The sequence below is a fragment of the Leifsonia sp. McL0627 genome (assembly GCF_058244615.1).
The window spans coordinates 112,142-124,859 of sequence record NZ_JBZCGM010000002.1; the positions used below are offsets into that span (position 1 = coordinate 112,142).

The 12,718-nt window shown below is 70.1% G+C and carries 12 protein-coding genes; 3 read left to right on the forward strand and 9 right to left on the reverse strand.

Annotation, left to right across the window (positions count from 1 at the left end; all coding sequences use genetic code 11):
* Positions 1-47: 47 nt before the first annotated feature.
* Positions 48-2,132, reverse strand: a complete 2,085-nt coding sequence (gene recQ, locus AC37TH_RS00955) for a DNA helicase RecQ (protein WP_490762481.1) — start codon at positions 2,130-2,132, stop codon at positions 48-50.
* Positions 2,133-2,232: 100 nt separating this feature from the next.
* Here recQ and AC37TH_RS00960 point away from each other — a divergent pair, with 100 nt between their 5' ends.
* The 3 genes from AC37TH_RS00960 (at position 2,233) to AC37TH_RS00970 (ending at position 5,355) form a co-directional block, all read left to right on the forward strand.
* The gene (locus AC37TH_RS00960; RefSeq protein ID WP_490762482.1) at positions 2,233-2,796 is read left to right on the forward strand and encodes a dihydrofolate reductase family protein; all 564 of its coding nucleotides are present in this window, start codon (positions 2,233-2,235) and stop codon (positions 2,794-2,796) included.
* A complete protein-coding gene (locus tag AC37TH_RS00965) occupies positions 2,796-3,749 on the forward strand; it encodes an EamA family transporter (protein WP_490762483.1) in 954 nt (317 codons plus the stop codon). Before AC37TH_RS00960 ends, AC37TH_RS00965 begins: the two co-directional genes overlap by 1 nt.
* A 106-nt stretch (positions 3,750-3,855) precedes the next feature.
* A complete protein-coding gene (locus tag AC37TH_RS00970) occupies positions 3,856-5,355 on the forward strand; it encodes an amino acid permease (protein ID WP_490763838.1) in 1,500 nt (499 codons plus the stop codon).
* A 25-nt stretch (positions 5,356-5,380) separates the two neighbouring features.
* Here the strand turns inward: AC37TH_RS00970 and AC37TH_RS00975 are convergent, their stop codons facing one another.
* The 8 genes from AC37TH_RS00975 to AC37TH_RS01010 form a co-directional block, all read right to left on the reverse strand.
* Complete coding sequence (locus AC37TH_RS00975) at positions 5,381-5,869, reverse strand: MarR family winged helix-turn-helix transcriptional regulator (RefSeq protein WP_490762484.1); 489 nt, start codon at positions 5,867-5,869, stop codon at positions 5,381-5,383.
* 15 nt (positions 5,870-5,884) lie between these two features.
* Entirely contained in the window at positions 5,885-7,627 is a 1,743-nt protein-coding gene (locus tag AC37TH_RS00980; protein WP_490762485.1) for an MFS transporter, read from the reverse strand.
* A gap of 40 nt (positions 7,628-7,667) precedes the next feature.
* The gene (locus tag AC37TH_RS00985; protein ID WP_490762486.1) at positions 7,668-8,411 is read right to left on the reverse strand and encodes an esterase/lipase family protein; all 744 of its coding nucleotides are present in this window, start codon (positions 8,409-8,411) and stop codon (positions 7,668-7,670) included.
* 175 nt (positions 8,412-8,586) lie between these two features.
* Entirely contained in the window at positions 8,587-9,564 is a 978-nt protein-coding gene (locus tag AC37TH_RS00990) for an aldo/keto reductase (RefSeq protein ID WP_490762487.1), read from the reverse strand.
* An 86-nt stretch (positions 9,565-9,650) separates the two neighbouring features.
* Positions 9,651-10,115: a hypothetical protein gene (locus tag AC37TH_RS00995; protein ID WP_490762488.1), complete on the reverse strand. Its 465-nt coding sequence runs from the start codon at positions 10,113-10,115 to the stop codon at positions 9,651-9,653.
* A complete protein-coding gene (locus AC37TH_RS01000; protein ID WP_490762489.1) occupies positions 10,112-11,404 on the reverse strand; it encodes a signal peptidase I in 1,293 nt (430 codons plus the stop codon). Before AC37TH_RS01000 ends, AC37TH_RS00995 begins: the two co-directional genes overlap by 4 nt.
* An 8-nt stretch (positions 11,405-11,412) precedes the next feature.
* Positions 11,413-12,051 carry a SipW-dependent-type signal peptide-containing protein gene (locus tag AC37TH_RS01005; protein ID WP_490762490.1) on the reverse strand — a complete coding sequence of 213 codons (639 nt, stop codon included), beginning with the start codon at positions 12,049-12,051 and terminating at the stop codon, positions 11,413-11,415.
* 9 nt (positions 12,052-12,060) lie between these two features.
* Positions 12,061-12,702: a SipW-dependent-type signal peptide-containing protein gene (locus tag AC37TH_RS01010; RefSeq protein WP_490762491.1), complete on the reverse strand. Its 642-nt coding sequence runs from the start codon at positions 12,700-12,702 to the stop codon at positions 12,061-12,063.
* Positions 12,703-12,718 lie beyond the last annotated feature (16 nt).

Genomic DNA, 12,718 nt, shown 5'->3' on the forward strand with positions numbered 1-12,718 from the left:
CACCCGGCGTGTCGCGTGCATAAGTCCCGGCTCGATTACTGGGCGGGCTATGCGGAGGCGACGACCTCGAGGAGGGCCTCGCCGTAGGCCTCGCGCTTCTTGGCGCCGATGCCGGTGATGCCGTCGAGGTCGCCGAGCGTTGCCGGTTTGGCGGAGGCCACGGCGCGGAGGGTTGCGTCGCCGAAGACGATGTATGCGGGGACGCCCTGGGACCTGGCCGCCTCAGCTCGCCAGGTGCGGAGCGCCTCGAACAGCGGGTGGTCGGCCGGTTCGAGGTCGGCCACGGCCGCAGCGGAGCGCGCGGCGCGGGCTGGTCGCTCCGGCCGGTCCGGCTCGCGGCGGAGCACCACCGGGCGGTCGCCTGCAAGCACGGCGGCACTCTCCGGGGTGATCGCGAGCACGCCGTACTCGCCTTCCGGCTTCAGCAGCTCCTGCGCGATCAACTGGCGGATGACGCCGCGCCACTGGCTCTCGCTGAGGTCGGCGCCGATGCTCCAGGTGGCGAGAGCGTCATGGCCGTACTGGTCGACGCGCGGGGTGCGCTTTCCGCGCAGGATGTCGACGAGGTGCCCTGCGCCGAACTGCTGGTTGCGCTCCCGCTTGAGGCGCACGACCGTCGACAGCAGCTTCTGCGCAGGAACGGTGCCGTCCCAGCTCTCCGGCGGCGTGAGGCAGGTGTCGCAGTTGCCGCACGGCTCCGCCCGCTGACCGAAGTAGTTGAGGAGGTTGACGCGGCGGCACTGGACCGTCTCGCAGAGCGCGAGCATCGCATCCAGGTGCTGGGTCATCCTGCGGCGGTGCGCGAGGTCGCCAGGGGAGTCGTCGATCATGCGGCGCTGCTGCACCACGTCTTGCAGACCGTAGGCGAGCCAGGCCGTGGACGGGAGGCCGTCACGACCGGCGCGGCCCGTCTCCTGGTAGTAGCCCTCGACCGACTTGGGGAGGTCGATGTGGGCGACGAACCGCACATCCGGCTTGTCGATGCCCATGCCGAACGCGATGGTCGCGACCACGATCACGCCCTCCTCGCGGAGGAACCTGGCTTGCGTCTGGGCGCGCAGCCGCGCATCCAGACCGGCGTGATAGGGCAGCGCGTTGAGGCCGCGGGCGCTCAGGAACTCGGCCGTTCGCTCGACCGTGTTGCGGGACAGGCCGTAGACGATGCCGGCGTCGTTCGGGTGCTCCGTGCTGATGAAGTCGAGGAGCTGCTTGCGCACCTCGACCTTGGGCACGATGCGGTATTGGATGTTGGGCCTGTCGAAGTCCGCGACGAACTGCGCGGCCTTCTGCAGACCGAGACGGTCGGTGATCTCGCGGTGCGTCGCCTCGGTGGCGGTGGCCGTGAGCGCGATGCGCGGGACATCCGGCCAGCGCTCCCCCAGCTCGGACAGCGCGAGGTAGTCCGGACGGAAGTCGTGGCCCCACTGGGACACACAGTGCGCTTCGTCGATGGCGAACAGCGCGATCTTTCCGCCGGACAGGAACCGCTTGGTCGCCTCGGACGACAGCCGCTCCGGCGCGACGTAGAGCACGTCGAGCTCGCCCGTCAGGTAGGCGTTCTCGACCCGCGCCCGCTCGGCCTGGTCTTGCGTGGAGTTGAGGAACGCGGCGCGCACGCCCACGGCGGTCAGCGCATCCACCTGGTCTTGCATGAGCGCGATGAGCGGGGAGATGACGACACCCGTTCCCTCGCGGACGAGCGACGGGATCTGGTAGCAGAGGCTCTTGCCGCCACCGGTCGGCATGAGAACGACGGCGTCGCCTCCGGAGACGAGCTGGTCGATGATCTCGGCCTGCTCGCCGCGGAACGAGTCGTAGCCGAACACCGTGTGCAGTGCCTCGGCCGGGCTGGCGAACTTGGCAGTGGATGCGCGGACCTCACGCGGCGCCGCCGCTGCGCGCTGGCCGGACGCTGCCGTGCGCTGGCCGGACGCTGCCGTGCGCTGGCCTGTCGCCGCCGCGCGCTGCCCGGACGCCGCCACCCCGAAGTCCACCGCGCCGCCGCGGTACGCGTCATCCGGAGGGAACAGCTCCTCGTGGTCGCTCGGATATTCCGGGAACGGCGGCTCGACGTCGTCCGGCGGCGCGTCGCGCTCGTCGGGCTCCCAGGGGTCTTCCGCGTTCCAGCTCATTCCTCGATCGTAACGAGCGCGACCGACGAAAACCTGGCCGTCGCCGATCTGTGGAGAACCGGCGAGCGGCCGCCGCCTGTGGACGGGTACCATCGGCCACATGCGCCGTCTCATCGTGACCGAGTTCATGACCCTCGACGGGGTCGTCGAGGCGCCGGGAGGGGAACCGACCCATCCGCACGCCGGCTGGACGATGCCGTATGGCACGGACGCGCTCTTCGCCTTCAAACTGCGCGAGACGCTCGAAGCGGAATCGCTGCTGCTCGGGCGCAAGACGTTCGAGGGCTTCAGCGCTGCGTGGCCCGAGCGCGACGGCGAGTTCGCCGACAAGATGAACTCCATGCCCAAGCTGGTCGCGGCGAGCGGCACGGGCGAGCTCGGCTGGAACGCCACGCGCATCCAGGGCGACGTGCGAACGGCGGTCGCGGACGCGAAGGCGGGCGACGGAGGACCCATCCTGGTCGCGGGCAGCGCGACCCTCGCCCGTTCGCTGCTGGTCTGGGGGCTCGTCGACGAGCTGCGCCTGCTGACATACCCGGTGCTCGTCGGCGGCGGTCTGCGGATCTTCCCCGACGACCGAGAGAAGTGGTCGTTCGAGCTCACCGAACTCGAACGGTTCGACAGCGGCGCCGTGCTGCACGTCTACCGGCTCGCCGGGAGCTGATGCTCACCGCCGTCCTCGGACTGGTCGGAGCGTTCGTCTACGGCTCAGCCGACTTCCTCGGCGGGATCGCCGCCCGGCGGATCAGCGCGATCAGGGTCACCGCGATCGCAGCGCTGTCCGGGCTGGTGCTGCTGCTCATCGCCCTGCCGTTCGTCGGAGGCGAATGGTCTGCGGCCGCGGTCGGCTGGGGAGCGCTCTCCGGTGTGACGGGCGCCATCGCCATCTCGCTGCTGTACGCGTGCCTCGCGATCGGGCCGATGAGCATCCTGTCGCCGCTGACAGCGCTCGTCTCCGCGGTCGTCCCGATGACCTGGGGGCTGCTCGGCGGGGAGCAGTTCGGGCCGATCGGGTACGTCGGACTCTGCCTCGCGCTCGTCGCCGTGGTCTTCGTCGGGTTCGTCCCGGAGAAGGGGGCGGTGCGGCCGAGCCTCCGCGGCATCCTGATGGCGGTCGGTTCCGGCGCGATGATCGGGGCGTTCCTCATCATCATCGACCAGACGCCGCACTCGTCCGGGCTGGTGCCACTGGTGATGAACCGCGGGGTCAACGGGGTGATCATGCTGACCGTGGTGGGGCTGCTCGCGCTGCGCAGCCGGGCGCGCAGCCACACGCCGGTCAGCGTCGCCGCGGGCTCCGCCCACTCCGCCCACTCCGCCCACTCCGCCCCTCCGGATGCGCTCCTCCAGCCCGCCGACCGGCCCACCATCGCCTCCGGCTGGCTGCCGGGGCTCCCGTTCGCGCTCGCCTGCGGTGTGCTCGACACGGCCGCGAACATCCTGATGCTGTTCGGGCTGCGGGTGGGCGATTTGGCGGCGTTCTCGGTGCTGATCGCGCTCTATCCGGCGGGGACGATCGTGCTCGCCGCGGCGGTGCTCCGGGAGCGGATCGCGCCCATCCAGTGGGTGGGGCTCGCGCTCGCGGTGACCGCCGCCGGGATGCTCGCAGTCGCTTGAACGCCGATCGTTCACTAAGGTGAACAACTGAAACACGAGGGGGCTTGCTATGACGCAGCACGATCCGGCCGACGAACTCGAGAACAACCGCGAACACGTCGGAGACATGAGCCAGGCGGTTCAAGACTTCGCGAGTGAGCAGGAGGGCTACCACAAGAGCCTCAAACCGCGACAGGTGCAGATGATCGCCATCGGCGGCGCGATCGGCACCGGGCTCTTCCTCGGAGCGGGAGGGCGGCTCGAACAGGGCGGCCCGATCCTCGTCTTCGTCTACGCGTTGTGCGGATTCTTCGCGTTCCTGGTGCTGCGCGCGCTCGGCGAACTGGTGCTGCACCGGCCGTCCTCCGGGTCGTTCGTCTCGTACGCCCGCGAGTTCTACGGCGAGAAGATGGCGTACGTCGCCGGGTGGATGTACTTCCTCAACTGGGCGATGACGGCCATCGTCGACTCCACGGCCATCGCGCTCTACGTGAAGTACTGGAGCGTGTTCACCTCCGTGCCGCAGTGGCTGCTGGCGCTGATCGCGCTCGTCGTCGTGGTGAGCCTCAACCTCATCTCGGTGAAAGTGTTCGGCGAGATGGAGTTCTGGTTCGCGCTCATCAAGGTGACGGCGCTCGTGCTGTTCCTGATCGTGGGCATCGTCGTGCTCGCCTTCGGCTGGCCGACAGACCAGGGCGCGACCGGACTCGAGATGCTCGCGCAGAACGGCGGCCTGCTCCCGCACGGCTTCGCGACGATCGGGATGGCGATCGTGCTCATCCAGGGCGTCGTGTTCGCGTACGCGGGCGTCGAGCTCGTCGGCATCGCGGCCGGTGAGACGGAGCACCCGGAGAAGATCATGCCGCGGGCGATCAACAGCGTGGTGCTGCGCATCGCGGTGTTCTACTGCGGCTCGGTGCTGCTGCTGTCGCTGCTGCTCCCCTCGCACGTGTACAGCGCGGACGAGAGCCCGTTCGTGACCTTCTTCAGCCACCTGGGTTCGCCCGAACTGAGCGCGGTGATCGGCTCGATCATGAACTTCGTCGTGCTCACCGCCGCCCTGTCCAGCCTGAACGCCGGGATGTACTCGACCGGGCGCATCCTGCACTCGATGGCGCAGACCGGGGCGTCGCCGACCTTCACCGGCCGGATGAACAAGCGCGGCGTGCCGTACGGCGGCATCCTGCTCACCGGGTCCATCGGCATCCTGGGCGTCTTCCTCAACCTGATCGTGCCGGAGGAGGCGTTCAACATCGTGGTGAACGTGGCCTCGCTCGGCATCATCACCAGCTGGGGGATGATCGTGATCTGCCAGATGCAACTGCGGCGGTGGGCGCTGCAGGGCAAGCTGGTCCGCCCGGCGTTCCGGCTGTTCGGGGCGCCGTACACGGCGTGGCTGACGCTCGCGTTCCTGGCGGCCGTGCTGGTGCTGATGGCGTTCGACTACCCCACGGGGACGTTCACGGTCGCGTCGCTGATCATCATCATCCCGCTGCTGGTGCTCGGCTGGTTCGCGCAGCGCAAGCGCATCCTGGCCATCGCGCAGGCGCGGGAGGGCTTCACGGGCGCGCACCCGATCATCGCGGCGCGGCCAGGGCTCGACCCGAAGCGGCCGCCCCGGGAGTAGCGCCGCCCGCCGCCCGGCGCCCGGCTCAGGGCGTGAGGTGCGCGGCGGACTCGAGGGCGGGGAGCGCCGCGGAGAGGGACGCGACCTGGGCTGGCGTCAGCTCCGCGAGGATCGCCTGAACGGCGCGGGCGCGGTCGGAGCGGGCGCGCAGCAGCAGGTCGATGCCTGCCTCGGTTCCGCTGACGAAGGAGGAGCGGCCGTCGGCGGGGTCCGGCTGGCGCTGTACCAGGCCGCGCGCCTCCAGATCGGAGACGACGCGGGTGATCGTCGGGGCGGCCACTACTTCGATGGCGGCCAGCTCGCCGGGGCGCAGTGGCCCGCGGCGCACGATGGTGGACAGTGCGGACAGCTGGCCGTGACTCAGGTCGCCGGTGGAGGAACGCATCCGGCGGTTGAGGCGGCCGACGGCGAGCGCCAAGCGGCCCGCGAGGTCGTCGTCGTCGAGCGCCGAGCGTCCATCGGCGAGCGCACCACGCCCGTCGTCGAGCGCGCCACTGCCGCCATCCGTCACCATGGACGTTCCTTCACGCTAAGCCCGGCTGGCACCGACTTCCTCGCCTTCCTCCGCGGTCGCCGACGTTTCGGCCACCTTCTCCTCATGAACATACTTGCCGCCGCCGAGGAATGACGCCACGGCGCCGATGACGCTCATGATGGCCGCCGCGATGAACACGACCACAAGGCCGTCGTGGAACGGCCCGGAGATGAGCTGGGGGAAGAACTCTTTGCCTGTCAGGGTCGCCGCATCCACGTGGGGGCTGCTGAGCACACCGGTCGGGCCGAGCAGGCTCGCGATGGGGTTGTAGCCGAGGAACGCCGCGAACAGACTGCCGACCGGAGGCGTCGCCCCGACCTGCGCAGCGACAGGATGCGGCACCCCGTGGGCCGCGAGGCCGTTCGTGAGCGCGGACGGCAGGGCGACCGAGAGTCCGGCGATCATCAGCGAGAAGAAGATGCCGATGGACAGCGAGCTTCCGGCGTTGAGGGCGACGCCGGCCATCCCGGATGCGGCCCCCCGCTCGTTCGCGGGCACGCTGTTCATGATGGCCGTGCGGTTCGGCGACGAGAACAGACCGGACCCGATGCCGTTGAGGCCGGTGAGCACCGCGAACTGCCAGTAGTCGAAGTTCACCGGGATCAGCAGCAGCCCGATGAAGGTCGCGGCCACGATGGAGAGTCCTACCGTCGCGAACAGGCGCGAGCCGTACCGGTCGGAGAGCGCGCCGGAGATCGGCCCGGCGATCAGGAAGCCGATCGTGATCGGCAGCATGTAGATGCCGGCCCAGAGCGGCGTCGACTCGTAGCTGTAGCCGTGCAGCGGCAACCAGATGCCCTGCAGCCAGATGATCAGCATGAACTGCAGACCGCCTCGCCCGATGGCGGCGAGGAACCCGGAGAAGATCCCGGAGGCGAACGCCCGGATGCGGAACAGCCGCATGTCGAACATCGGCGACTTCGCCCGCAGCTCGATCAGGACGAACGCGGCCAGCAGCAGGAGTCCGCCGATGATCGCGCCGAGCACCCACGGGTTGCCCCAGCCCTGCGAGGCGCCGCCGTATGGCTGGATGCCGTATGTGATGCCGGTGAGCAGCGCGATGAGGCCGACCGCGAAGGTCCCGTTGCCGAGCCAGTCGATGCGGCCCGGGTTCTTCTGCCCCACCTCGTGCAGCGACTTGTACGACCAGATGGTGCCGACGATCCCGATCGGGACGGACACGAAGAACACGGCCCGCCAGTCGATCTCAGCCAGGATGCCGCCGACGATCAGACCGATGAACGACCCGGCGATGGCCGCCACCTGGTTGAGCCCGAGGGCGAACCCGCGCTTGTTGGCGGGGAACGCATCCGTGAGGATGGCGGTCGAGTTCGCGAACAGTGCCGCGCCGCCGATGCCCTGCACGAACCGCCAGACGATCAGCCACATGGCCGCCGGTCCCCCGGTGAACGGGTCGAGCGACAGCGCGATGGCGGCGACGGTGAAGATGACGAACCCGAGGTTGTACATCTTGACGCGGCCGAACTGGTCGCCCATCCGCCCGAACATCACGACGAGGACGGCCGTGACGAGCATGTAGCCCATCAGCATCCAGAGCAGATAGGAGACGTTGCCCGGTTCGAGCGGGTTGAGCTTGATGCCGGTGAAGATGGCGGGGAGGGAGATGATGACGATCGACGAGTTGATCGTCGCCATGAGCATCCCGAGCGTGGTGTTGCTGAGTGCGACCCACTTGTAGTGCGGGTGGTCTTTGGTGAACATGCCTGAGCGGGCCACAGGGGAAATCCTTCGGAGATGGGTGTTTTATATGCGTTAACTATATAACTCCCACGCACTCGTCCACGACGTCCAGCAGCTCCCGGCTGGCCAGGATGCGGAAATGCCCACCCACCGGCAGCTCGACGTTCCGTGCCCCGGCGAGCGCGCAGCCGCCCGGGATGTGCGGGTCGAACCAGCCGTAGACCGACACGATCCGCTCGTTCGCGGCGCTCTCAACGGCGAGGCGCATCAGGGCCTCGTCGGTCGGCGCGAGAGCGCGGAGGCTGCGCGTCGGCAGGAAGCGCGCGTACACCGAGCCGGAGAACGGCGTGCTCACCGCGACCGTCAGGCGCACTCGAGAGCCCGCCTCCGACGACATCAGCCGCTTCGCCACCAGACCGCCCTTGCTGTGGGCGACGATGGTCACCGCGCGCAGGTCGTGCTCGGTGAGGTAGGCGGAGGCCACCTCTGCTGCATCGTCGATGGTCGCCCCGTTGCGGCCGAGCGCGGTGACGACGTGCACGGCGTGCCCGCGTTCGTGCAGGTGGCGCGCGAGCGGCAGCATGAACCGCCACGTCTCGAAGATGCCCGGCAGCAGCAGCACAGTGGATGCGCCGGGTCGCCCGACCGCCAGCACGGCCGGATCGTCGCGGCGGAACACCGCCCGCACCTGGTGTCGGACCGCGTACACGTAGTCGAGCGCCCAGATCCCGGCCTTGCGGGCGACGGTCTCCGCTGCGCGGAGGACGCTCCCGGCTGCGCGGAGGACGCCGCCGGGGGCACTGCGAGTGGGGACGCTCACCCCTGATTCCTACACCCCGGCACCGCCCGCCGGATAGCCGTCCGCTCAGGACCGGTGTTCAGCATTGCCCGTGAGATACTAGTAACTGCGCAGAAATCACCCGATCTCGGCGCAGATACTGGCGTCTCGCGCTCGTCGACGGCGCGGCCTGTGGATGCGAGTGTGGAAAGCGCGCCTAGAAGCCTTCCGCCCGGCGCGGCGTGTACGGGGCCTCGATCGCCGCGCACTCCTCCGCCGTGAGGGTCAGCTCCACCGAGGCCACAGCATCCACCAGGTGCTGCTGCTTGGTGGCGCCGACGATCGGCGCCGTCACCGCGCTCTGCTGACGCACCCACGCCAGCGCGACCTGCGCGCGGGAGACGCCGCGCGCCTCCGCGACCTCAGCGACCGCGGACACGATGCCGCGGTTCGACTCCTCCTCGGCGCGGTACAGCGTCGCACCGAACACGTCGCCGGCCGAGCGCTCGGTCGCGGTGCCCCAGTCGCGCGTGAGCATCCCGCGGGCGAGCGGCGACCACGGGATGACCCCGACGCCCTGGTCGACGCACAGTGGATGCATCTCCCGCTCCTCCTCGCGCTGCAACAGGTTGTACTGGTCCTGCATCGAGACGAACCGCGCCCATCCATTGGCCTGGGCGAGCTGCTGCGCCTTGGCGAACTGCCACGCCCACATTGACGACGCTCCGATATAGCGCGCCTTGCCGGAGCGGACCACGTCGTTCAGCGCCTCCATCGTCTCCTCGATGGGGGTCGACGGATCCCAGCGGTGGATCTGGTACAGGTCGACATGGTCGGTGCCGAGCCTGCGGAGGCTGTCGTCGATCGCCGACAGGATGTGCGCCCGCGAGAGTCCTGCGCGGTTGGGGCTCGCGCCCATCCGGCCGTGCACTTTCGTGGCGATGACCACGTCGTCGCGGTCGGCGAAGTCGTTGAGCGCCCGCCCGACGATCTCCTCGCTCGTGCCGTCGGAGTACACGTCGGCGGTGTCGAAAGTCGTGATGCCCGCTTCGAGGGCGCTCCGGATGAACGGGCGGCTCTGCTCCTCGTCCATGCTCCACGGGTGGGCGCCCCTGTCCGGCACGCCGTAGCTCATGCAGCCGAGGATGACGGCCGAGACCTTCAGGCCGGTGCTTCCCAGGTTGACGTATTCCATGCGTGCTCCATTCCGTTGCAGACCAGGGCGTTCGGACCCAGGCCAACGCTACTCCGGATGCCGCGCCACGCCCCGGGACCTCGCACTCACGCGCACGTCCACGCCACCACGACGAGCACGCTGAGCACAGCGGTGATCGTGCGCGTCTGCAGGGCGACGGGCGAGACCCAGTTGCCGTACGTGGCGTAGACCTTGACGGTCATGGAACCCGCGACGGCGAGGACCGAGCCGGGGATGTTCGCGCTGGTGGTCGTGACGTTCTGCGTTCCGGTGCCTGCCGTGCCGGAGTAGTCGACGCGGTATCCGGTGGGCGCCACGGCGTTTCCCCCGGTCGGCGGAGCTGTCCAGCTGATCGGAATGGCGACCGCGATCAGGCCGGAGGCTGCGCCGCAGGTGACCGTGGGCACCGGGTTCAGCACTCCCGATGCGGCCGCAGCGGTGCTGAAGTCGGGCCTCACCCAGCTCGCATCCGACGCCGCAGGATGCACCGACGGCACCGCGAGCAGCAGCAGCACGAGGATGGCGGCGGTGAGACCGCCGAGCCGTCTCATCGCGTGCCCGCTCTGTGTCGGCGACGCGCCAGCCCCGCCGTGGCCGCACCGGCGAGGACGGCCCCTGCCGCGAGCGCGATCGGGAGGACGGACGCGTCCCCACCCGTCCCCGCGAGCGAGGCTGGCGGGCCGTTCGTCTGCACCCGGTCGCCCGCGCCCCAGGCGTGGATGCGGAGGGCCGCGGCGCTGCCGGGCAGCCAGCCGGACGGCAGGGTCACGTCGACGGCGAGCCAGCGTTCCTCCGACGACGGCATGGTTCCCAGCTCGCGCACGCCGTCCGGGGGCAGACCCTGGAGCACGGCGGCGACGGGTTGCTCAGCCAGTACGGGGACGGCACCTCGTGGGCAGCCTGCACCGACCCAACGCGTGCTGCACGCCGCGATGGAGACCAGCAGCCCGCGCGGTCCCGCGAGAACTCCGGAGGCGCTGAGGCCGAGCCGGATGATGGCCGGATCCGGTGGCCGGGCACCCACTCCGACGATCCAGCGCACCGGGTTGCCAGGGGTGAGCGCAGCGAACGCGTCGGCGTCGGCGATGGAGGTCAGGGTGATGTACCGGCCGGACACGACGGTCTCCGTGGTGTCCGCTCGCGCGGGCGCCGGCGCGGCGGTCGCGGCGGCGCCCGCGGCCAGCAGGATCACGATGGCTGAGGTGCCGACCCCGGACGCCGCCCGATGGCGTGCGGCGGAGGCCGGACCATGCGCGTCGTCCTGCGGGTCGCCGTCCTGCCCGCCGCCCTGCCCGTTGTCGTCCTGCCCGTTGTCGTCCTGCCCGTCCTGCGCGCGCGGCCAGAACGCCCACCCGACGAGCAGCGCAGCAGCCACCGTCACCACCCCGAGCACGACCGGGTTGGAGACGAACACGATCACCGGGGCGGCGCCTGGAACGCTCCCGAGGACGAGTCGCACGTGCGAGACGAGGTACGGCGCTTGGTCGTTCGTTCGGTTCGCGTCGCCGCGCAGAGTGAGCGAGACGACGCCGTTCGCCCCCGGAACACTCCCCGGACGGCCGATCGCGACGATCCGGTGCGTGATCGGCAGCTCCCCCGGCCGGTCCACGGTCACGACATCCCCGACCCGCACCTGGTCGGCGGGCACCTGCCGCACCACCGCGACCGAACCCGCGGGGATCGTCGGGCTCATCGACCCTGTCGCGAACATCACCAGGCTGACCTGGAAGAAAGTCGCGGCGACCACCGCCAGGATGCACACCACACCGCCGATCGCGGCGAGCGTGAGAAGCACGCTGCCCACGGAGGCGGCGAGACGGGAACGGCGCTTGGCGTGCATCCACTGGCCTAACTGGAGGTTGCGGCGAACTGCCAGGTGGCGGTCGCCGACTTGCCCTGCAGGGTGTTCGGGGCGGAGGCAGGCAGGGTGACCTCGAAGCAGAAGCCGGTCGGCGCTCCCGGCGCACCGGCGGTCGCGGCGGCCACCGCGTTGGTGACACCGGCCTCCTGACCGGCGGTGAGCGCCCGCGTCGTGCCCGCGGCTCCGACCACGAACGCCGGCGTTCCCGTGAATGCTGCGGCGTTGCAGGCGCCCGTCGTGCTGACCACCCGGTAGACCAGCGCGGCGCCGAGCGTCGCGGCGTCCGTTCCGCCGATGGTGGCGCCGTCGAGCACGAGCGTCCCCGCCACCGACGTGGCCTTGGTGCGGATCATGACGGGGAAGTAGCTGGAGACGCCGGGTGCGAACGGCCCGGCGAGGGTGACGGTCGGTCCGGGTGCGACGTTGTTGTCCGCATAGGCCGCGCCGTTCACACTCGACTGGGTGTCGAACACCGACGACGTGAACGAGCCCGTCGCGAACTCGTTGTCCGTCCAGCTCGCCAGTGTCACGGCCGCCCCGACGCCCAGGACGAGGCCGCCCGCCAGCACCGCCCGCAGCCGGAGTGCCCGAATCCTCCGGCTGCGGGACGGTGACCGCATCGTCATCGCGAGCCCCTACTGCGATGCCGCCTGGAACTGCCAGGTCGCCGACCCAGTCTGCCCCTGGGCCAGGCCGGCGCCCGCCGTCACCTTGTAGCAGAGGAACGCCGGTGAGCCGGCCGCTCCGCCGGTTCCGTGCGTGAGCGGGAACGTCGGTGTGCCCGGCACGGTCGAGAGCGCTGTGCCTGCTGGGACGAGGTCCGTGCCGGTGGTGGCGGACGTGCATCCGAAGGTCGTGGTCTGCAGGAGTTCGTACGTGAGCTGCGTCACCGTGCCCGTCGTCGCCGCACTCGACACCGTGACGATGGCGTCGTTGGTGGTGTTGGCCGCGAGCTGCACCGCGAACGGCGCGTAGGTGACGGACCCGGGCGACAGTGAGGTCGCCGGGACGGTGAAGCCGAGTGTCGCCGCGCCTCCCGCTGTCGCATGGTCGGTGAACGTGGTGCCGTCTGTGCTGCCGACCAGGTTGAACGTGCCGGCCGAGAACGTCCCCGTCGCGAACTCCGAGTCGTTCCAGGCCGCGAGCGTGACCGCGGCGCCGAGACCGAGCACCAGGCCGCCGGCCAGGATCGCCCTGGTTCTGCGGGACCTCAGCCCTCGTGCTGCCTGTTGGCGTCCCTGCCGCGCTGCACCCGCATCCGTTTCCGCATCAGACATGTCCGTCTCCGTTTCC